Source organism: Streptomyces sp. NPDC102274 (assembly GCF_044766385.1).
Classification (GTDB): domain Bacteria; phylum Actinomycetota; class Actinomycetes; order Streptomycetales; family Streptomycetaceae; genus Streptomyces.
In genome coordinates this window covers 1-19841 of the sequence record NZ_JBIWLW010000020.1, presented here as the reverse complement: position 1 = coordinate 19841, position 19841 = coordinate 1, and the positions used below count along the sequence as shown (strand labels likewise).

20 protein-coding genes are annotated in these 19841 nt (G+C 70.0%); 16 read left to right on the top strand and 4 right to left on the bottom strand.

The features are described from left to right. Nucleotides 1-104: 104 nt before the first annotated feature. Nucleotides 105-611 (top strand): ATP-binding protein, encoded by a 507-nt coding sequence (locus ACIRQP_RS25010; RefSeq protein WP_403893360.1) that lies wholly within the window; start codon nucleotides 105-107, stop codon nucleotides 609-611. Here ACIRQP_RS25010 and idi read toward each other — a convergent pair. The 4 genes from idi to ACIRQP_RS24990 form a co-directional block, all read right to left on the bottom strand. Beyond that, nucleotides 586-1179 (bottom strand): isopentenyl-diphosphate Delta-isomerase, encoded by a 594-nt coding sequence (gene idi, locus ACIRQP_RS25005; protein WP_403893359.1) that lies wholly within the window; start codon nucleotides 1177-1179, stop codon nucleotides 586-588. The two genes, ACIRQP_RS25010 and idi, sit on opposite strands and share 26 nt — an antisense overlap. Before the next feature lie 99 nt (nucleotides 1180-1278). Continuing rightward, nucleotides 1279-2217 carry a cation diffusion facilitator family transporter gene (locus ACIRQP_RS25000; RefSeq protein ID WP_403893358.1) on the bottom strand — a complete coding sequence of 313 codons (939 nt, stop codon included), beginning with the start codon at nucleotides 2215-2217 and terminating at the stop codon, nucleotides 1279-1281. Between the two features lie 141 nt (nucleotides 2218-2358). Beyond that, nucleotides 2359-3342 (bottom strand): UDP-glucose 4-epimerase GalE, encoded by a 984-nt coding sequence (gene galE, locus ACIRQP_RS24995; protein WP_403893357.1) that lies wholly within the window; start codon nucleotides 3340-3342, stop codon nucleotides 2359-2361. A 254-nt stretch (nucleotides 3343-3596) separates the two neighbouring features. Then, nucleotides 3597-3914: a hypothetical protein gene (locus tag ACIRQP_RS24990; protein ID WP_403893356.1), complete on the bottom strand. Its 318-nt coding sequence runs from the start codon at nucleotides 3912-3914 to the stop codon at nucleotides 3597-3599. A 51-nt stretch (nucleotides 3915-3965) separates the two neighbouring features. On the opposite strand from ACIRQP_RS24990, the gene ACIRQP_RS24985 reads away from it, so the two are divergent. The 15 genes from ACIRQP_RS24985 to ACIRQP_RS24915 form a co-directional block, all read left to right on the top strand. Continuing rightward, nucleotides 3966-5654 (top strand): DUF5941 domain-containing protein, encoded by a 1689-nt coding sequence (locus tag ACIRQP_RS24985; RefSeq protein ID WP_403893355.1) that lies wholly within the window; start codon nucleotides 3966-3968, stop codon nucleotides 5652-5654. Then, nucleotides 5651-6400 carry a sugar phosphate nucleotidyltransferase gene (locus ACIRQP_RS24980; protein ID WP_403893354.1) on the top strand — a complete coding sequence of 250 codons (750 nt, stop codon included), beginning with the start codon at nucleotides 5651-5653 and terminating at the stop codon, nucleotides 6398-6400. The genes ACIRQP_RS24985 and ACIRQP_RS24980 overlap by 4 nt, the downstream gene beginning before the upstream one ends. After that, entirely contained in the window at nucleotides 6388-7449 is a 1062-nt protein-coding gene (locus tag ACIRQP_RS24975; RefSeq protein WP_403893353.1) for an iron-containing alcohol dehydrogenase family protein, read from the top strand. The genes ACIRQP_RS24980 and ACIRQP_RS24975 overlap by 13 nt, the downstream gene beginning before the upstream one ends. Further along, nucleotides 7427-8212, top strand: a complete 786-nt coding sequence (locus ACIRQP_RS24970) for a CDP-alcohol phosphatidyltransferase family protein (RefSeq protein ID WP_403893352.1) — start codon at nucleotides 7427-7429, stop codon at nucleotides 8210-8212. Before ACIRQP_RS24975 ends, ACIRQP_RS24970 begins: the two co-directional genes overlap by 23 nt. A gap of 5 nt (nucleotides 8213-8217) precedes the next feature. Further along, nucleotides 8218-9090: a glycosyltransferase family 2 protein gene (locus ACIRQP_RS24965; RefSeq protein ID WP_403893485.1), complete on the top strand. Its 873-nt coding sequence runs from the start codon at nucleotides 8218-8220 to the stop codon at nucleotides 9088-9090. A gap of 116 nt (nucleotides 9091-9206) precedes the next feature. Continuing rightward, on the top strand, nucleotides 9207-10136 hold the full coding sequence (locus ACIRQP_RS24960; RefSeq protein ID WP_403893351.1) for an ABC transporter permease: 930 nt from the start codon (nucleotides 9207-9209) through the stop codon (nucleotides 10134-10136). After that, nucleotides 10129-10914 (top strand): ABC transporter ATP-binding protein, encoded by a 786-nt coding sequence (locus ACIRQP_RS24955; RefSeq protein ID WP_403893350.1) that lies wholly within the window; start codon nucleotides 10129-10131, stop codon nucleotides 10912-10914. The genes ACIRQP_RS24960 and ACIRQP_RS24955 overlap by 8 nt, the downstream gene beginning before the upstream one ends. Nucleotides 10915-11295: 381 nt before the next feature. Then, the gene (gene hpnC / locus ACIRQP_RS24950) at nucleotides 11296-12216 is read left to right on the top strand and encodes a squalene synthase HpnC (protein WP_403893349.1); all 921 of its coding nucleotides are present in this window, start codon (nucleotides 11296-11298) and stop codon (nucleotides 12214-12216) included. 8 nt (nucleotides 12217-12224) lie between these two features. Beyond that, a complete protein-coding gene (gene hpnD, locus ACIRQP_RS24945) occupies nucleotides 12225-13163 on the top strand; it encodes a presqualene diphosphate synthase HpnD (RefSeq protein ID WP_403893348.1) in 939 nt (312 codons plus the stop codon). Nucleotides 13164-13329: 166 nt separating this feature from the next. Next, entirely contained in the window at nucleotides 13330-14715 is a 1386-nt protein-coding gene (hpnE, locus tag ACIRQP_RS24940) for a hydroxysqualene dehydroxylase HpnE (protein ID WP_403893347.1), read from the top strand. Between the two features lie 53 nt (nucleotides 14716-14768). Continuing rightward, complete coding sequence (locus ACIRQP_RS24935) at nucleotides 14769-15827, top strand: polyprenyl synthetase family protein (protein ID WP_403893484.1); 1059 nt, start codon at nucleotides 14769-14771, stop codon at nucleotides 15825-15827. A 104-nt stretch (nucleotides 15828-15931) separates the two neighbouring features. After that, nucleotides 15932-17944, top strand: coding sequence for a squalene--hopene cyclase (shc, locus tag ACIRQP_RS24930; protein ID WP_403893346.1), 2013 nt, complete (start codon nucleotides 15932-15934; stop codon nucleotides 17942-17944). Next, nucleotides 17944-18633 carry a 1-hydroxy-2-methyl-2-butenyl 4-diphosphate reductase gene (locus ACIRQP_RS24925; protein WP_403893345.1) on the top strand — a complete coding sequence of 230 codons (690 nt, stop codon included), beginning with the start codon at nucleotides 17944-17946 and terminating at the stop codon, nucleotides 18631-18633. The genes shc and ACIRQP_RS24925 overlap by 1 nt, the downstream gene beginning before the upstream one ends. A 5-nt stretch (nucleotides 18634-18638) precedes the next feature. Continuing rightward, nucleotides 18639-19658 (top strand): adenosyl-hopene transferase HpnH, encoded by a 1020-nt coding sequence (gene hpnH / locus ACIRQP_RS24920; protein WP_403893344.1) that lies wholly within the window; start codon nucleotides 18639-18641, stop codon nucleotides 19656-19658. A gap of 4 nt (nucleotides 19659-19662) precedes the next feature. After that, nucleotides 19663-19841 (top strand): flavodoxin-dependent (E)-4-hydroxy-3-methylbut-2-enyl-diphosphate synthase (locus ACIRQP_RS24915; protein ID WP_403893483.1); only part of this gene is annotated, 179 nt, incomplete at its 3' end.

Sequence of the window (19841 nt, the reverse complement as noted above, 5' to 3'; positions counted from 1 at the left end):
CCAATTCCGGCTGACTTCTGTTCAGTCTCTGGTGCGGACGGCCCCGGTCCCAAGACTCGGTACCGATGGACGACACCGTTCGAGGCAAGGGTGGGTGCCGCACGATGGAGAGCCGCGGAAGTGTTCCGGCCCGGCCGCTGTCGTACGAGGGGGTCTGGCGGTTCACCGCACCCGCCGTCGACATCTCCGTACCGCAGGCCAGACACGCCGTACGTGACCTGCTGAGACGTCAGCGCGTACCGGCCAGGGACGGGGTCGTCCAGGAGGTGTTGCTCATCGTCTCCGAACTGGTCACCAACGCCGTACAACACGCGGCCCTGCTCTCGCCGGAGATCGCCGTCGAGGTCGCCATCGGCGCGGCGTGGATCCGGGTGTCGGTCGAGGACAACCATCCCTACCGGCCCACGGCGCTGGAGACGGATCACGCCCGGACCGGCGGGCGTGGGCTGCTGCTCGTACAGGAGATCTCGCGTGAGGCCGGCGGGAACTGCGGGGTGGAGCACACCGCCGGCGGCGGGAAGATCGTCTGGGCGGTGCTGCCCTTTCCGTCGCCGGCCGCGTCCGAGGAGGCGCCGAGGGGACGTGTTACCAGCCCCCGGCAGGCCCGGTGAGCTCTCTGATGGCCGGGCGCGCCGTGTCCAGAACGGTCATGAACCACGCGGAGAACATGGCCTCGCCATGCCGCTTCGTCAGCTCCTCCGGGGTGACGAACACCGTCTCGCAGACCTCGACGGGATCCGGGCTCGGCGCGGACTGCGCAAGCCCCACGAAGAGATGGTTGTACTCCTGCTCGACCAGCCCCGAGGCCGGGTCGGGGTGGTTGTAGCGCACCGTCCCCGCCTCGGCGAGCAGCGACGGCGAGATGCCCAGCTCCTCGTGGGTACGGCGGGCGGCGGCGGCGAACGGCGCCTCACCCGGGTACGGATGCCCGCAGCAGGTGTTCGACCAGACGCCCGGGGAGTGGTACTTGCCGAGCGCGCGGCGCTGGATCAGCAGCCGCCCCTGCTCGTCGAAGAGGAAGACCGAGAACGCCCGGTGCAGCCTGCCCGGCGGCTGATGGGCCGAGAGCTTCTCGGCGGTGCCGATGGTATTGCCGTGCTCGTCGACCAGCTCCAGCATGATCGTTTCTTGTGCGCCGTTCGACGGGCTGTTCGCCGCAGTGACTGGTGTGGTCGGCATAACCATCCTTCGCATCGGGCCTCGGGGCCCAAGTCTGCCGTACAAAAGCCTCGTGTCCGCACTTCGAGCGCGTGGGCATGTTCGTTCGCCTCACGGGCGTCAGTGGCAGAGCTTCGCCTCGTGCTCCGCGTGGCCCCGGGGCTCCAGCTGGAAGGTGCAGTGCTCGACATCGAAGTGATGCCCCAGACATCCCTGCAGGTCATGGAGCATCTTCTCGTGGCCCACCGCGTCCAGCGCGTCCTGGTCCACCACGACATGCGCGGAGAGGACCGGCATTCCGGAAGTGATCGTCCACACATGGAGATCGTGTACGTCCGCAACGCCGGGCAGCGCGAGCATATGTGCGCGTACCTCATTCATGTCCACGTTCTTGGGCGCCGCTTCCAGCAGGACGTTCAGCGTCTCCCGCAGCAGCTTCACCGTACGCGGGACGATCATGAGCCCGATCAGCAGGCCCGCGATCGGGTCGGCAGTCTGCCAGCCCGTGGTCAGGATGACGACGGCCGAGACCAGCACCGCGAGCGAGCCCAGGGTGTCCGCGAGGACCTCCAGATACGCGCCGCGCACATTGAGGCTCTCCTTCTGCCCCCGTATCAGCAGCGAGAGCGAGACCATGTTGGCGGCCATGCCCACCAGGGCGAAGATGATCGTGAGGCCGCCCCTGGTCTCGGGCGGCGCGATGAAGCGCTCGATCGCCTCGTACAGCAGGAAGCCGCCGACCCCGAGCAACAGCAGACAGTTGGCCAGCGCGGCGAGGATCTCGGCCCGCGCGAAACCGAAGGTGCGCGTCTCGTCCGCGGGCCGCGCGGCGAAGTGGATGGCCAGCAGGGCCATCCCGAGGCCCACCGCGTCCGTCGCCATGTGCGCCGCGTCCGCGACCAGGGCGAGAGAGTCGGAGGCGATACCACCGATGATCTCCACCACCATCACGGACAGGGTGATGGACAGAGCGATCCGCAGCCGGCCCCGGTACGCGGCGGTCGCGGTGCCCGCCGGTGGTGTTCCGTGTGTGTGCCCGTGGTTGTGCCCTGCCCCCATGAAGACGCCTCCCGGTCCTCCGGCCGAACTGCCGACGAGGTCAGTGAACTACGGGCGGGGGGTATCCGGCAACACGGCACTGAACACCGTTGTCATATGCTCTGACCTGCGGAAATGGTCGCAGGTCAGAGCGCGGCACGGTCACCCGACCGAGGCCGTGGGATGGTGCAGTCGCCAGCCCTGCCAGGCCGACTCGACCATCTCGCGCACACCGCGGCTCGCCGTCCAGCCCAGCTCCTCGGCGATCAGCCCGACCGCCGCGACGGCCCGCGCGGCGTCACCGGGACGGCGCGCCTCGACCACCGGCTCCGTACGGTCACCGGTGACCTCCGCCACCAGATCGGCCAGCTCCCGGACCGAGACGCCCTCGCCGCGGCCGATATTCACCGTGAGATCGCTGGCGTCCTTCTGGCCGGCCAGCCACCGGGCCGCCGCGAGATGGGCCTCGGCGAGATCGGCGACATGGATGTAGTCCCGGATGCAGGTGCCGTCCGGTGTCGGATAGTCGGCGCCGAAGATCCGCGGCGCCTCGCCCCGGCTGATCCGGTCGAAGAACATCGGGATGATGTTGAACACTCCGGTGTCCGCGAGCTCGGGCCGCGCGGCGCCCGCCACATTGAAGTAGCGCAGACAGCCGGTGGCGATGGAGTGCGCCCGTCCGGTCGCCCGTACCAGCCACTCACCCGCGAGCTTGGTCTCGCCGTACGGATTGATCGGCACGGCGGGCGTCCGCTCCGTGATCAACTCCACATCCGGCACGCCGTACACGGCCGCCGAGGAGGAGAAGAGGAACCGCCGCACCCGCGCCGCCACCACGGCCTCCAGCAGCACCGTGAGCCCGTGCAGATTCTCCCGGTAGTACATCAGCGGCTGCTCGACGGACTCCCCGACCTGCTTCTTCGCCGCCAGATGCACGACTCCGGTGATCCCGTGCCCGGCGAGCGTACGGTCGGCGAGCCCCCGGTCCAGCAAGGAGCCCCGCACGAGCGGGATCTGTGCGGGCAGCCGGTCGGCGACACCGGTCGACAGATCGTCGAGCACGACGACCCGCTCACCCGCCGCGGCCATGGACCGCGCCACGTGTGCCCCGATATAACCCGCTCCACCTGTGATCAGCCACGTCATGCCGTCACCCTAGGGCCTGTCTTCAAAGTCCCGCCTGTCCGGCGGCGCCCGGCACCCACGCCTTTGAAGACAGGCCCCAGGCCCTGTCCGGCCGTTCTTCGCGGCCCGGGAAGATCGACCGGAGAGGGCCTGGACGTCCGTTCCGGCGCCCCCGCTCAGGTCCTGTTCACGTCATGGTCCCGTCCCCGGCACCCACGGTTTGTGGGGCGGGCCGTCGATCGACGATGATGATCTCCACGCGGGCTGCTCCCGGCTCAGATCATGGCGTCCGGGACGTAAACGGTCGGTGAACTAAGTCTTCCGTTCATCCGATAGCCTCTGCCGACGTGCCGCAGCCCGGACCCCGGGGCGTTCGCCGCGCACCCAGCCCTGTCAGCGCCAAGGAGTGAGTTCGTCTGTCGACCGCCATCCTCACCGGTCCTCCGGTACCCGGATCGTCGCTCGAAGGCGATCTGCGGTCGCTGGGCTTCGACGTACGCACCGCGCCGGGCGCGGAAGAGGCCCGGGGCCTGCTCGCCGCCGCCCCCGCGACCGAGCGTGTCGCTCTGGTCGACTCCCGCTTCGTCGGCCATGTCCACGCCCTGCGGCTGGCCCTGACCGACCCCCGCTTCCCGGCCGCCGCGGTGCCCGGCGCGCTCACCGCCCAGCCCGGCGCCCGTGCCGCGCTGCTGCGCGCCATGACCGCCCTGGACGGGGACGAGGACGGCCCCCAGCCGCTCGGCGGCGCGGCGGCCGAGGCCCAGCGGACGGCCGCCACCGCCGTGGCTCCGTCTGAACCGCTCGCCGACCGGGTCGCGACCACGCTCGACGCCGCGGGCACCGCCGTCACCCGCCCCGAACTCGGCTCGCTCGTCGCCGCCGTACCGGCCGACGCCGCCGCCCGGGAACAGGCCGGGGCCGCCGTCGCCGCCGTGGACGACGAGGCCGTACGGCTGCGCTCCGCAGTGAAGGCCCGCGACGGCTTCTTCACCACCTTCTGCGTCAGCCCGTACTCCCGCTATCTCGCCCGCTGGTGCGCGCGCCGCGGCCTGACCCCCAACCAGGTCACCACCGCGTCGCTGATCACCGCGCTGATCGCGGCGGCCTGCGCGGCCACCGGCACCCGCGGCGGCTATGTCGCCGCCGGCCTGCTGCTGCTCTTCTCCTTCGTCCTGGACTGCACCGACGGGCAGCTCGCCCGTTACTCGCTCCAGTACTCCACGATGGGCGCCTGGCTGGACGCGACGTTCGACCGCGCCAAGGAGTACGCCTACTACGCGGGTCTGGCGCTCGGCGCCGCGCGGGGCGGCGACGACGTATGGGCGCTCGCTCTCGGCGCGATGGTCCTCCAGACGTGCCGCCATGTCGTGGATTTCTCGTTCAACGAGGCAAACGTCGACGCCACGGCCGCGAACACCGAGGGCAAGGCCGTCGTGGGCACCCCCACCGCGGCCCTCTCCAGCAAACTCGACAGCGTCGGCTGGACGGTCTGGGTACGCCGGATGATCGTGCTGCCGATCGGCGAGCGCTGGGCGATGATCGCCGTCCTGACGGCCGTTACCACGCCCCGCATCGTCTTCTACGCGCTGCTCATCGGCTGCGCCTTCGCCGCCTGCTACACCACGGCCGGCCGTGTCCTGCGCTCGGTGACCCGCAGGGCCACCCGTACCGACCGGGCCGCCCGCGCCCTCGCGGACCTCGCCGACTCGGGACCGCTCGCCGAGCTCGTCGCACGGGTGCTGCGGCGCCCGGCCCGCGCGCTGCCCGGCGTGCTGCCGTTCCTGATCGCGCTGGCCGGTGGCGTCGCGCTCGTCGCCACGGCTGCCTTCGGGCCGCTGAAGAGCCCCTGGCCGGGCTATGCGCCCCTCGACAGCGCCGTGCTCGTCCTCGGCGCCCTGGTGTACGTCCTGGCCTCGGGTTTCGCCGTCGCCCGCCGGATGGGCGGCGCCCTCGACTGGCTCATCCCACCGGTCTTCCGGTCGGCCGAGTACACCACCATCCTGGTGTTCGCCGCCCGCGCCGATGTGCCCGGCGCGCTGCCCGCGGCTTTCGGGCTGGTGGCGACGGTCGCCTACCATCACTACGACACGGTGTACCGCATTCGCGCCGGGGCCGGCGCCCCGCCCCGCCTCCTCGTCCGGATACTCGGCGGACACGAGGGCCGCACGCTGCTGGTCACCCTGGCCGCCGCCCTCTCCACGCGCGAGTTCGACTTCCCGCTGGAACTGACGGTGCTCGCCGTCGCCGTGGCGCTGGTCGCCCTCACGGAGTCCATCCGGTTCTGGGTGTCCTCCGGAGCCCCCGCCGTACATGACGAAGGAGAACCCGCATGATCGGCCTCGTACTCGCCGCCGGTGCCGGAAGGCGTCTGCGCCCCTACACCGACACGCTGCCGAAGGCGCTCGTGCCGGTGGACCCGGCGGGGGAGGGGACCACCACGGTTCTCGACCTGACCCTCGGCAACTTCGCCGAGGTCGGCCTCACCGAGGCCGCGATCGTCGTCGGCTACCGCAAGGAGGCCGTGTACGAGCGGAAGGCCGCCCTGGAGAAGACGTACGGGCTGAAGCTCACCCTCGTCGACAACGACAAGGCCGAGGAGTGGAACAACGCCTACTCCCTCTGGTGCGCGCGTGATGTGCTGACGCGGGGGGTGATCCTCGTCAACGGCGACACCGTGCACCCGGTCTCCGTCGAGAAGACCCTCCTCGCGGCCCGCGGTGAGGACCGCAGGATCATCCTCGCCCTCGATACGGTCAAGCGGCTGGCCGACGAGGAGATGAAGGTCATCACGGACGGCGCCAAGGGCGTACGCCGGATCACCAAGCTGATGGACCCGGCCACCGCCACCGGCGAGTACATCGGCGTCACACTGATCGAGCCCGAGGCCGCCGCGGACCTCGCCGACGCGCTGAAGGCCACCTTCGAGCGCGACCCCGACCTCTACTACGAGGACGGCTACCAGGAGCTGGTGAACCGAGGCTTCACCCTCGACGTGGCGCCCATCGGCGACATCCCCTGGGTCGAGATCGACAACCACGACGACCTCGCGAAGGGTCGTGAGATCGCGTGCCAGTACTGACCCGGCTCATCCCGTCCCCGGTCGTCGTCGACATCAGCCGCGGCGCCCTGGACGATCTCGCGGGCCTCCTCGCCGACCAGCGGATCTCCAGCTCGGGCCGGCTCGCCGTGGCCATAAGCGACGGCTCCGGACAGGTACTGCGGGAGCGGCTCGCGCCGGACCTGCCGGGCGCGGACTGGTTCTCCGTCGCGGACGGCACGATCGACTCGGCGGTCAGGCTCGCGGACGGTATCAAGGGCAAGCGGTACGACGCCGTGGTCGCCGTCGGCGGCGGCAAGATCATCGACGTGACGAAGTACGCGGCGGCCCGGGTGGGCCTGCCGATGGTGGCCGTCGCCACCAACCTCTCGCACGACGGCCTGTGTTCACCGGTCGCGACGCTCGACAACGACAACGGCCGCGGCTCGTACGGCGTCCCCACCCCCATCGCCGTCGTCATCGACCTCGATGTGATCAGGGACGCGCCGGTCCGCTTCGTCCGGTCCGGCATCGGCGACGCCATCTCGAACCTCTCGGCCATCGCGGACTGGGAGCTGTCGCACCGTACCAACGGCGAGCAGGTGGACGGACTGGCCGCCGCCATGGCCCGTACCGCGGGCGAAGCCGTGCTGCGCCACCCCGGCGGGGCCGGTGACGACGAGTTCCTGACCGTCCTGGCGGAGGCGCTGGTGCTCACCGGTATCGCCATGTCGATCAGCGGGGACACCCGCCCCTCGTCCGGCGCCTGTCACGAGATCAGCCACGCCTTCGACCTGCTCTACCCCAAGCGTGCCGCGCTCCATGGCGAACAGGTCGGCATCGGCGCCGCCTTCGCGATGCATCTGCGCGGCGCCCATGAGGAGTCACACCTGTTCACCGAGGTGCTGCACCGGCACGGGCTGCCCGTGCTGCCCGAGGAGATCGGCTTCACCGTGGAGGAGTTCGTACGGGCCGTCGCCTACGCGCCGCAGACCCGTCCGGGCCGCTTCACCATCCTTGAGCACCTCGACCTGTCCACCGACCAGATCAGGGACGCGTACGCCGACTATGCCAAGACCATCAGTAGCTGAACTCCGCCCGGTCGTACACCCGGAGGGGGTCAAGGACCGGCGCAGCGGGGAGCACTGGGCCGGGCGCCTGTACATGCGGGAGATCTCGCTGCACATAGACCCGTATCTGGTGAACACCCGGATCACGCCCAACCAGCTCACCTACCTCATGGTGGTCGTGGGTGTCATCGGCGGTGCCGCCCTTCTCGTGCCCGGACTCACCGGCGCGATCCTCGCGGCGGTCCTGTTCCAGGTCTATCTGCTGCTCGACTGTGTCGACGGCGAGGTGGCCCGCTGGCGCAAGCAGACCTCCATCACCGGTGTCTATCTCGACCGCATCGGCCACTATCTCTGCGAGGCCGCTCTGCTGATCGGCTTCGGGGTACGCGGCGCGGACGTCTTCCACCAGAACGGCACGTCCACGAACTGGCTCTGGGCCTTCCTCGGCACACTCGCCGCGCTGGGCGCGATCCTGATCAAGGCCGAGACCGATCTGGTCGATGTGGCCCGTCAGCGCAGCGGACTGCCCGCCGTCAAGGACGAGGCGTCCGTGCCCCGCTCCTCCGGTCTGGCGCTGGCCCGCAGGGCGGCCGCCATGCTCAAGTTCCACCGGCTCGTCGGCGGGATCGAGGCCAGCCTCTTCATCCTGGTGGCGGCGATCCTGGACGTGGTCCACGGCGATCTGTTCTTCAGCCGCCTCGGGATCGCCATCCTGGCCGGAATCGCCGTCGTCCAGACCCTGCTGCACCTCGTCTCCATCCTGGCGTCCAGCAGGCTGAGGTGAGCGACATGCGGCTCGGCGCGGTGATCATCACCATGGGTGACCGCCCCGGCGAACTGCGTGCGCTGATCGACTCCGTCCGCCACCAGAACGGCGACCCGGTCGAGATCGTCGTGGTCGGGAACGGCGCCCCCGTGGGCGCCGTCCCCGACGGTGTACGGACCGTCGAGCTGCCCGAGAACCTCGGTATCCCCGGCGGCCGCAATGTCGGGATCGAGGCGTTCGGGGCCGCCGGCTCGGCCGTGGACGCCCTGCTCTTCCTGGACGACGACGGTCTGCTGCCCCACACCGACACCGCCGAGCTGATCCGCGAGGCCTTCGCGGCCGATCCCGTGCTCGGGATCGTCAGCTTCCGGATCACCGACCCGGAGACGGGTCTCACCCAGCGCCGCCACGTCCCGCGGCTGCGCGCCTCGGACCCGCTGCGGTCCTCCCGGGTGACGACCTTCCTCGGCGGTGCCAGCGCCGTGCGGACGAAGGTCCTCGCGGAGGTCGGCGCGCTGCCCGGCGGTTTCTTCTACGCCCATGAGGAGACCGATCTCGCCTGGCGGGCGCTGGACGCCGGCTGGATGATCGACTACCGCGCCGACATGGTGCTGAACCACCCGACCATGCCGCCGTCCCGGCACGCGGTCTACCATCGCATGGTTGCCCGCAACCGGGTCTGGCTCGCCCGTCGTAATCTGCCCGCCGTCGTCGTTCCGCTCTATGTCGGCGTATGGGTGCTGCTCACTCTGGTCCGGCGCCCTTCCCTGACCGCGCTGAAGGCGTGGTTCGGCGGGTTCCGGGAGGGCTGGGCCACCCCGTGCGGGCCGCGCCGTCCGATGAAGTGGCGTACGGTATGGCGGCTGACCCGGCTGGGCCGACCGCCTGTCATCTGACAAGCTCGGTTCTGAGAGCATCGGACAAGAGGCCGCCTGCCTCTTACCCCCCGGGGCCGGGCCGTCCGCGCCCGTGCCCGACCGGCTGCGCATCTTGAACACGAAAGTTTCAACTTGTGAGTGACACAACCCAAGAGGGTGCGATCGCTGTGAGCGCCCCCCCGTCGCCCGACGACGGTCTGTCCGCGGCGGATCTCGCCGCCAAGTACGGTCTGTCGGTGAGCGGTGCCCGGCCAGGGCTGCGCGACTACATCCGGCAGCTGTGGGGCCGGCGTCATTTCATCCTGGCCTTCTCCCAGGCGAAGCTCACGGCCCAGTACAGCCAGGCGAAGCTGGGCCAGCTCTGGCAGGTGGCGACCCCCCTGCTGAACGCCTTTGTCTACTACTTGATCTTCGGTCTCATCCTGGGGACCAAGAGGGGCATCCCGCAGGATGTCTTCGTGCCCTTCCTGGTCACCGGGGTCTTCGTCTTCACCTTCACCCAGAGCTCCGTGATGGCCGGTGTCCGTGCCATCTCCGGCAATCTGGGGCTCGTCCGGGCCCTGCACTTCCCCCGGGCCTCGCTGCCGATCTCCTTCTCCCTCCAGCAGCTCCAGCAGCTTCTGTTCTCGATGATCGTGCTGGTCGCCGTCGCGGTGGCCTTCGGTAGTTACCCGGCCCTGAGCTGGCTGCTGGTCGTGCCCGCGCTGGCGCTCCAGTTCGTCTTCAACACCGGGCTCGCGCTGATCATGGCGAGGCTGGGCAGCAAGACCCCCGACCTCGCCCAGCTGATGCCGTTCGTGATGCGCACCTGGATGTACGCCTCGGGCGTGATGTTCTCGATCCCGTTGATGCTCAAGGACAAGCCCGCCTGGATCGCCGACGTGCTCCAGTACAACCCGGCCGCCGTCTACATGGACCTGGTCAGGTACGCGCTGATCGACGGCTACGGTTCGTCGAACCTGCCCGCGCATGTCTGGCTGGTCGCGCTGGCGTGGTCCGTGCTCCTGGGCGTCGTCGGCTTCGTCTACTTCTGGAAGGCTGAGGAGCGCTACGGCCGTGGCTGAGGACAACACGCAGGGGCGTATCCCCACGGTCATCGCCGACGACGTGCACATCGTGTACCGCGTCAACGGCGGTGGCGGCGGCAAGGGCAGCGCCACCGCCGCGCTCAGCCGCATACTCCGCCGCGGCAAGGGGGAGTCGCGGGGCGTCCGCAAGGTCCATGCCGTCCGGGGGGTCACCTTCACCGCGTACCGCGGCGAGGCGATCGGGCTGATCGGCACCAACGGTTCCGGCAAGTCGACCCTGCTGCGCGCGATCGCCGGTCTGCTGCCGGCCGAGAGCGGCAAGGTCTACACCGACGGCCAGCCGTCCCTGCTGGGGGTCAACGCGGCTCTGATGAACGATCTGACCGGTGAACGCAATGTCATCCTCGGCGGTCTGGCCATGGGGATGACCCGCGAGGAGATCCGGGAGCGTTACCAGGGCATCGTCGACTTCTCCGGCATCAACGAGAAGGGCGACTTCATCACCCTCCCCATGCGGACCTACTCCTCCGGCATGGCCGCCAGGCTCCGGTTCTCCATCGCCGCCGCCAAGGACCACGACGTCCTGATGATCGACGAGGCGCTGGCCACCGGCGACCGCAAGTTCCAGATCCGCTCCGAGCAGCGGATCCGCGAGCTGCGCAAGGAGGCGGGTACGGTCTTCCTGGTCAGCCACAGCAACAAGTCGATCAGGGACACCTGCGACCGGGTGCTGTGGCTGGAGAAGGGCGAGCTCCTGATGGACGGCCCGACCGACGAGGTCATCAAGGCGTACGAGAAGGAGACCGGCAAGTAGCCCGGTCTGCCACGATCGAACGGGCCCCCGCCGGACCGCGCCGGTGGGGGCCTCCTGGTGAGTCGATCGTCAAAGATCGGTCAAGTCCGGTGGGTCGGGGGAAGGTTGGCATGTATTGCGACGCTCTTTTAATGCGCGTATCACCCCGACGTGTTCCTCTTAGTTGTACAACGTAAGCTGTGCAGGGCTGATTCGCGGCAAGTGGGGTCATTCCCACAGAGCGCCCCGCCCGCCTGACAGCCTTCTGTACTCGGGAGAGCGGGCGGCGTGTCCGAAATGGGATGTATTGGGTCGGCAGTGTAGAACGGGAGATGTGACGGCAATGACGGAAAATCTCCAGCTCCGCGAGGATTCCGCCGTCCCCGTACCGGGCAGCACGCGATGACGGGCCCCCCACAGGTACGCTCCGACGCCTCCGCGCGCACCACTCTGGACAAGGCCGCCGACGAGAACTTTCCCGTGGCCCCGTTCTTTCTGCCGCGCGCGTGGCGAGACGATCTGATGGCCGTGTACGGCTTCGCCCGGCTTGTCGACGACATCGGTGACGGCGATCTCGCCCCCGGCGGCGGCGACGCCCGCCACCTGGGCGTCGAACCCGCCCGGGCCGACGACCGGCTGGTCATGCTCGACGCCTTCGAGGCCGATCTGCGGCGCGTCTTCGACCCGCAGGGCCCGGCTCCGGCGCATCCGCTGCTGCGCGCCCTCACCTCGACCGTACGGCGCCGTACGCTCACCCCCGAGCCGTTCCTCGGACTCATCGCGGCCAACCGCCAGGACCAGTTGGTGCGTTGCTACGAGACCTACGACGACCTGCTCGCCTACTGCGAGCTGTCCGCCAACCCGGTCGGCCGTCTCGTCCTCCAGATCACCGGCACCGCGAGCGCCGAGCGGGTCCGCCGCTCCGACGCCGTCTGCACGGCGCTGCAGATCGTCGAACATCTCCAGGACGTCACCGAGGACCTCGGCGGCGACCGTATTTACCTGCCCGCCCAGGACATGAAAAGGTTTCATGTCACTGAGGCGGACCTGGCCGCGGGCACCGCGAACGCGTCGGTGCGCGCGCTGGTGGCCTTCGAGGCCGAACGTGCCGGGCAGCTGCTGGATGAGGGCATCCCCTTGGTGGGTAGCGTCCACGGCAGGCTCCGGCTGCTGCTCGCCGGATTCGTCGCCGGAGGGCGTGCCGCCCTCGCTTCGATCGCGGCCGCCGGGCACGATGTGCTCCCCGGGCCGCCCAAACCCACCAAGCCGCGTCTGCTGCGCGAAGTGGGAGCTGTCCTGCGAAGTGTGCACAGAGAGGGGTGAGCCGGAACATGGAGGGACAGACGCCCATGTCCGCGCCGGTACTGGCGGCCTACAGCTACTGCGAGGCCGTCACCGGGCAGCAGGCCCGTAACTTCGCCTATGGCATCAGACTGCTGCCGGCCGAGAAGCGACAGGCCATGTCCGCGCTGTACGCCCTCTCCCGGCGGGTGGACGACATCGGCGACGGCACACTCGCCCCGGAGGCCAAGCACGCACGCCTCGACGACACCCGTGCCCTCCTGGACCGGGTCAGAAAGGGCGCGGTGGACGAGGACGACACCGACCCCGTCGCCGTCGCGCTCACCGACGCGGCGCGCCGCTTCCCGATCCCGCTCGGCGGTCTCGACGAGCTGATCGACGGCGTGCTGATGGACGTACGCGGCGACACCTATGAGACCTGGGACGACCTGAAGGCCTACTGCCGGTGTGTCGCGGGCGCCATCGGCCGGGTGTCGCTCGGCGTGTTCGGCACCACCCCCGGCGCGCCCGGCGCCGAGCGCGCCGCCGAGTACGCCGACACGCTGGGACTCGCCCTCCAGTTGACCAATATCCTGCGCGACGTACGCGAGGACGCGGGCAACGGCCGTACGTATCTGCCCTCCGACGACCTCGCCAAGTTCGGCTGTTCCGCGGGCTTCCACAGCGCGACCCCGGCCGAGGGGGCCGACTTCGCCGGACTGGTGCACTTCGAGGTACGCCGTGCCCGCTCGCTCTTCGCCGAGGGGCTGCGCCTGCTGCCCATGCTCGACCGGCGCAGTGGCGCCTGCGTTGCCGCCATGGCCGGTATCTACCGTCGGCTGCTCGACCGCATCGCACGCGACCCCGAGGCCGTGCTGCGCGGCCGGGTCTCGCTGCCGGGACGTGAGAAGGCCTATGTCGCCGTGCGCGGGCTCTCGGGGCTCGACGCGCGCCAGATCTCCCGGCAGACCATCAGGAGGCGTGGCTGATGCGGCTCTCCGCCCGATTCGGCCCGATCCCCACGCCCCGCGGAATCCACCGGAACACGTACGCGCACCAGCGGTTCTCAACCCCGCGTCGCCATGACGCGTCCCTGACGGTGACGGAACCGGCGGTCCTGGCGAAACGTCACGGACACGCGCGAGGAGGACACGAATGACGACGGCCGAGGGCACGTCCCGCCACGCGGTCGTGGTCGGCGCGGGACTCGCCGGCATCACGGCCGCCCTTCAGCTCGCCGACGCCGGAGTGCGGGTCACGCTCGTCGAGGGGCGGCCCCGGCTCGGCGGGCTCGCCTTCTCCTTCCAGCGCGGTGACCTCACCGTGGACAACGGCCAGCATGTGTATCTGCGCTGCTGCACGGCGTACCGCTGGTTCCTGGACCGGGTGGACGGCGCCGCGCTCGCGCCGCTCCAGGACCGGCTGGACGTACCCGTACTCGATGTCGCCCCGGCCGGCGGCCCCAGGCTGGGACGGATCCGCCGCAACGGGCTGCCCGTACCGCTGCACCTGGCCGCCGGGCTCGCGACGTATCCGCATCTCTCGCTGGCCGAGCGCGCCTCCGTCGGGCGCGCCGCGCTCGCGCTGAAGCGGCTCGACCCCGCCGATCCGGCGCTGGACGGCATCGACTTCGCCACCTGGCTCGGCCGGCACGGCCAGTCGGAGCGCACCATCGAGGCCCTCTGGGACCTGGTGGGCGTGGCGACCCTCAACGCCACCGCGCCGCACGCGTCCATGGGGCTCGCCGCGATGGTCTTCAAGACCGGGCTGCTCTCCGAGCCCGGAGCCGCCGACATCGGCTGGGCGCGTGTCCCGCTCGGTGAACTGCACGACACGCTCGCCCGCAAGGCACTCGACTCCGCGGGGGTACGGACCGAGACCCGCGCCCGTGTCAGCTCCGTCTCCCGCGCGGAGAACGGCGGTTGGCATGTCGACATGGACGGAGAGCGGCTCGACGCGGACGCCGTCGTCCTCGCCGTACCCCAGCGCGAGGCCCACGCGCTGCTGCCCGGGGGCGCGCTGTCGGACCCCGACCGGCTGCTGGACATCGGCACCGCGCCGATCCTCAACCTCCATGTCGTGTACGACCGCGAGGTGCTGCGCCGGCCGTTCTTCGCCGCGCTCGGCAGCCCGGTCCAGTGGGTCTTCGACCGCACCGAGGCCTCCGGGCTGAAGGACGGCCAGTATCTGGCGGTGTCGCAGTCGGCCGCCCAGGACGAGATCGACACGCCGGTGTCGGAGTTGCGCGCGCGCTATCTGCCCGAACTGGAACGACTCCTTCCAGCCACCCGGCGCGCGGAGGTGCGGGACTTCTTCGTGACACGCGAGCGCACCGCGACGTTCGCGCCCGCACCGGGTGTGGGAAGACTGCGGCCGACGGCCCACACCCGCGCGCCCCGTCTCTTCCTGGCCGGAGCATGGACCGCCACCGGTTGGCCCGCGACCATGGAGGGAGCGGTGCGCAGCGGCTTCAGCGCCGCGGGCGCGGCCCTCTCCGAGCTGGGGCACCGCCATGAACACCCCTTGCGGGAGGCGGCATGAGCCCGAGTACCGCACCAACGAGTACTGGAACAAGAGGAGAGACCGTGCCGACTGTGCCCCCGGCGAATCCGGCTGTCGACACCGCGGACGTCCACGCGCTGCTGGAGCGTGGGCGGAGCCTGTCAACGCCGGTGCTGCGCGCCGCTGTTGAGCGGCTCGCCGCGCCCATGGACACCGTCGCGGCCTATCACTTCGGCTGGATCGACGCCGAGGGCCGGCCCGCCGACGGAGACGGCGGGAAGGCGGTGCGCCCGGCGCTCGCGCTGCTCTCCGCGGAGGCCGCCGGCGCCCCGGCGGAGAGGGGCGTCCCCGGCGCGGTCGCGGTGGAACTGGTCCACAACTTCTCACTGCTGCACGACGATCTGATGGACGGCGACGAGCAGCGCCGTCACCGCGACACCGTATGGAAGATGCACGGTCCCGCTCAGGCGATCCTCGTCGGCGACGCCCTCTTCGCGCTCGCCAATGAGGTGCTTCTGGAGATCGGGACGGTCGAGGCGGGCCGCGCGACACGCCGGCTGACCACCGCTTCCCGCAAACTGATCGACGGTCAGGCGCAGGACATCTCCTTCGAGCACCGCGACCGGGTCACCGTCGAGGAGTGCCTGGCGATGGAGGGCAACAAGACCGGCGCCCTGCTCGCCTGCGCCGTCTCCATCGGCGCCGTCCTCGGCGGCGCCGACGACCGTACGGCCGACACGCTGGAGGCGTACGGGCACCATCTCGGCCTTGCCTTCCAGGCCATTGACGATCTGCTCGGCATCTGGGGCGACCCGGAGGCCACCGGCAAGCAGACCTGGAGCGACCTGCGTCAGCGCAAGAAGTCCCTGCCGGTCGTCGCCGCGCTCGCCGCGGGCGGCCCGGCGTCGGAACGGCTCGGTGAACTGCTCGCCGCCGACGCCAAAAGCAATGATTTCGAGACCTTCTCGGAGGAAGAGTTCGCCACCAGGGCGGCGTTGATCGAAGAGGCGGGTGGCCGGGAGTGGACCTCCCAGGAGGCCCGCAGGCAGCACGCCGTGGCCATCGAGGCCCTGGATGGAGTTGACATGCCGGAACAGGTCCGGGCGCAACTCATCGCGCTCGCGGACTTCGTCGTCGTACGAAAGAGATGATCACTATTCCCATATGACTCGCAGTCGCCGTCCACAGCCCGTAGGGCACCGGACGACGGAGACCCCAGCACAGCAGAAGCACACCACTGCACGAAGGGGAAGCCATGACAGCGACGACCGACGGAAGCACCGGGGCCGTGGGACCCCGCGCAGCCTCGGCCAGCGAACCGACCGTAACCATCACCCCCGCGGCGGGCGGTGACCTTCGGGTCGCCGCCGAGCGGGCCACCGCACGATCCGTCGAGCATCTGCTCGGCAGGCAGGACGCCCAGGGCTGGTGGAAGGGCGACCTGGCGACCAATGTGACGATGGACGCCGAGGATCTGCTGCTCCGCCAGTTCCTCGGAGTCCAGGACGCGCGCACCACGGAGGCGTCGGCCCTCTTCATCCGCGGTGAGCAGCGCGCGGACGGTACATGGGCCACCTTCTACGGAGGTCCCGCCGACCTCTCCGCCACCATCGAGGCGTATGTCGCCCTGCGGCTCGCCGGAGACGGTCCCGAAGACCCGCACATGGCGCGCGCCTCCCACTGGGTGCGCGAACAGGGCGGCATCGCGGGCTCCCGGGTCTTCACCCGGGTCTGGCTCGCCCTCTTCGGCTGGTGGAAGTGGGACGACCTGCCGGAACTGCCGCCCGAACTGATCTTCTTTCCCAAGTGGTTCCCGCTCAACATCTATGACTTCGGCTGCTGGGCGCGGCAGACGATCGTGCCGCTCACCATCGTCTCCGCGAAGCGCCCCGTCCGGCCCGCGCCGTTCGCCCTGGACGAGTTGCACACCGACCCCGCGCGCCCCAACCCGGGCAAGTCCTTCGCCCCCATGGCCAGTTGGGACGGCGTGTTCCAGCGCCTCGACAAGGCGCTGCACTCCTACCACAAGGTCGCGCCGCGCAGGCTGCGCCGTACCGCGATGAACGCCGCCGCGCGCTGGATCATCGAACGGCAGGAGAACGACGGCTGCTGGGGCGGAATCCAGCCCCCCGCCGTCTACTCCGTGATCGCGCTGCATCTGCTCGGCTACGACCTCGACCACCCGATCATGCGCGCCGGTCTGGAATCGCTCGACCGGTTCGCCGTCCGGCGCGAGGACGGCGCCCGGATGATCGAGGCCTGTCAGTCCCCGGTCTGGGACACCTGCCTCGCCACCATCGCACTCGCCGACGCCGGGCTGAACCCGGACCATCCGGCCCTGGTCAAGGCCGCCGACTGGATGATCGGCGAACAGATCGTGCGCCCCGGCGACTGGACCGTACGCCGGCCCGGACTCGCCCCGGGCGGCTGGGCGTTCGAGTTCCACAACGACAACTACCCGGACATCGACGACACCGCCGAGGTCATCCTCGCGCTGCGCCGGGTCAGACATCCGGACGCCGAGCGGCTCGACGCGGCCATCGAACGCGGCGCCCGGTGGAATCTGGGCATGCAGTCGAGGAACGGAGCCTGGGGCGCCTTCGACGCCGACAACACCAGTCCGTTCCCCAACCGGCTGCCCTTCTGTGACTTCGGCGAGGTCATCGACCCGCCGTCGGCGGATGTCACCGCGCATGTCGTGGAGATGCTCGCCTTCGAGGGCAAGTCCCACCACCCCGGCACCCGCCGCGGCATCGAGTGGCTCCTCGCCGAACAGGAGACCAACGGCGCCTGGTTCGGCCGCTGGGGCGTCAACTATGTATACGGGACCGGCTCTGTGGTGCCCGCGCTGACCGCGGCCGGACTGCCGGCCTCCCACCCCGCGATCCGCCGCGCGGTCTCCTGGCTCGAATCCGTGCAGAACGAGGACGGCGGCTGGGGCGAGGATCTGCGTTCGTACAACGACGAGGCGTGGATCGGACGCGGCGCCACGACCGCCTCCCAGACCGCGTGGGCGCTCCTCGCGCTCCTCGCGGCCGGCGAGCGGGAGAGCAAGGCCGTCGAACGGGGGATCGCCTGGCTCGCCGGGGCCCAGCGGGAGGACGGCTCCTGGGACGAGCCGTACTTCACCGGTACCGGCTTCCCCTGGGACTTCTCCATCAACTACCACCTGTACCGGCAGGTGTTCCCGCTCACCGCGCTCGGCCGGTACCTCCACGGCGAGCCCAAGCCGCTCGCGGTCCGCGCGGGCGTCCGCAAGGGGAGCTGATGGAACGGTCCTCCGGGCCGTCCTCGGCTCCCTCCTCCGGCCCGTCGTCGCGTCCGGCACCCGGTCCCGCCGCGCCGCTGCTGATCGCCTGCGCGCTCGGTATCGAGCGGTTCGCCCTGCGCGCGGGCCGGTCCCGCGAGGCGGGGCCGGTGACCGTCCTGCGTACGGGCATGGGATCCAAGAACGCCGAGCGCGCCGTGGCACGCGCGCTCGGAGAGACCCGGAACAGGGACGCGGCCGTGATCGCGTCCGGGTTCTGTGCCGGACTCGTCCCCGGGATGAACCCGGGGGATCTCATCGTCGCCGACGAGACCCGGTACCCGAACGGCTCCGCGCCCTGTACCGGCACCGGACTGCTGGTGGACGCGCTGGCCAGGGCCGTGCCGGGGCGTACGGTCCACACCGGCCCGCTGACCGGCTCCGACCACGTGATTCGTGGTCAGGAGCGGGCCCAACTGCGCGCCACGGGGGCGGTCGCGGTGGACATGGAGTCCGCGGCGACACTCCGAAGTGCTCTGAGCGCCGGGTCCCGCCCGGTTGCGGCCGTCCGGGTGGTCGTGGACGCTCCAGAGCATGAGCTCGTCCGAATTGGCACAGTGCGCGGTGGAATATCAGCCTTCCGCGTTCTCCGTGCCGTCCTGCCGGCTTTCCATGAATGGCACCGTTCTTTGCTGCTCCCCAGGAGGTGAGCTAGATGGCCATGCCGCTCCGTCAGACCATCAGGGTCGGGACGTACCTCTTTGAACAGAAACTCCGCAAGCGTGAGAAGTTTCCGCTCATCGTCGAGCTGGAACCCCTCTTCGCCTGCAATCTGAAATGTGAGGGCTGCGGCAAGATCCAGCACCCGGCCGGCATCCTGAAGCAGCGTATGCCCGTTGCCCAGGCCGTCGGAGCGGTGCTGGAGTCCGGGGCGCCCATGGTCTCCATCGCCGGTGGCGAGCCGCTGATGCATCCGCAGATCGACGAGATCGTCCGGCAGCTGGTGGCGAAGCGGAAATACGTCTTCCTGTGCACCAACGCGATGCTGCTGCGCAAGAAGATCGAGAAATTCACCCCTTCGCCGTATTTCGCCTTCGCGGTGCACATCGACGGGCTGCGTGAACGGCACGACGAGTCCGTGGCGAAGGAGGGCGTGTTCGACGAGGCCGTGGCGGCCATCAAGGAGGCCAAGCGCCGCGGTTTCCGGGTGACCACCAACTCCACCTTTTTCAACACCGACACCCCGCAGACCATCATCGAGGTGCTCAACTACCTCAATGACGATCTCAAGGTCGACGAGATGATGATCTCGCCTGCCTACGCCTACGAGAAGGCCCCCGACCAGGAGCACTTCCTGGGCGTCGAGCAGACCCGGGAACTGTTCAAGAAGTCGTTCGCCGGCGGTAACCGGGCACGCTGGCGGCTCAACCACTCACCGCTGTTCCTGGACTTCCTCGAAGGCAAGGCCGACTTCCCGTGCACGGCGTGGGCCATCCCCAACTACTCGCTCTTCGGCTGGCAGCGCCCCTGCTATCTGATGAGCGACGGGTATGTGCCGACGTACCGGCAGCTCATCGAGGAGACGGACTGGGACAAGTACGGCCGCGGCAAGGACGCGCGCTGCGCCAACTGCATGGCGCACTGCGGATATGAGCCGACCGCCGTCCTCGCCACCATGGGATCGCTCAAGGAGTCGCTGCGCGCGGTCCGTGAGACGGTCGCCGGGACGCGGTGACGACATGACAGCAGGAGAGCCGGTCTCGCTGGGGCTTCCCGTGCCGCCGGCCAGGCCGATCGCGATACGCCGCCACACGCGGCGCATTCAGGTGGGGTCGGTGGCGGTCGGCGGGGACGCGCCGGTCTCGGTGCAGTCGATGACGACGACGCGTACGTCGGACATCGGCGCGACGTTGCAGCA

Excerpts from the sequence above, each read along its gene's own strand:
- ACIRQP_RS24965 (WP_403893485.1), top strand. The coding sequence starts at position 8,218 with ATGCGGCTCGGCGCGGTGATCATCACCATGGGTGACCGCCCCGGCGAA.
- ACIRQP_RS24970 (WP_403893352.1), top strand. The coding sequence starts at position 7,427 with ATGCCAAGACCATCAGTAGCTGAACTCCGCCCGGTCGTACACCCGGAG.
- ACIRQP_RS24925 (WP_403893345.1), top strand. The coding sequence starts at position 17,944 with ATGGAACGGTCCTCCGGGCCGTCCTCGGCTCCCTCCTCCGGCCCGTCG.
- ACIRQP_RS24990 (WP_403893356.1), bottom strand. The coding sequence starts at position 3,914 with ATGGCCGACGAAGCGGGAGTCGACCAGAGCGACACGCTCGGTCGCGGG.
- ACIRQP_RS25000 (WP_403893358.1), bottom strand. The coding sequence starts at position 2,217 with ATGGGGGCAGGGCACAACCACGGGCACACACACGGAACACCACCGGCG.
- hpnC (WP_403893349.1), top strand. The coding sequence starts at position 11,296 with ATGACGGGCCCCCCACAGGTACGCTCCGACGCCTCCGCGCGCACCACT.
- hpnD (WP_403893348.1), top strand. The coding sequence starts at position 12,225 with ATGGAGGGACAGACGCCCATGTCCGCGCCGGTACTGGCGGCCTACAGC.
- hpnH (WP_403893344.1), top strand. The coding sequence starts at position 18,639 with ATGGCCATGCCGCTCCGTCAGACCATCAGGGTCGGGACGTACCTCTTT.
- idi (WP_403893359.1), bottom strand. The coding sequence starts at position 1,179 with ATGCCGACCACACCAGTCACTGCGGCGAACAGCCCGTCGAACGGCGCA.
- shc (WP_403893346.1), top strand. The coding sequence starts at position 15,932 with ATGACAGCGACGACCGACGGAAGCACCGGGGCCGTGGGACCCCGCGCA.
- galE (WP_403893357.1), bottom strand. The coding sequence starts at position 3,342 with ATGACGTGGCTGATCACAGGTGGAGCGGGTTATATCGGGGCACACGTG.
- ACIRQP_RS25010 (WP_403893360.1), top strand. The coding sequence starts at position 105 with ATGGAGAGCCGCGGAAGTGTTCCGGCCCGGCCGCTGTCGTACGAGGGG.
- ACIRQP_RS24980 (WP_403893354.1), top strand. The coding sequence starts at position 5,651 with ATGATCGGCCTCGTACTCGCCGCCGGTGCCGGAAGGCGTCTGCGCCCC.
- hpnE (WP_403893347.1), top strand. The coding sequence starts at position 13,330 with ATGACGACGGCCGAGGGCACGTCCCGCCACGCGGTCGTGGTCGGCGCG.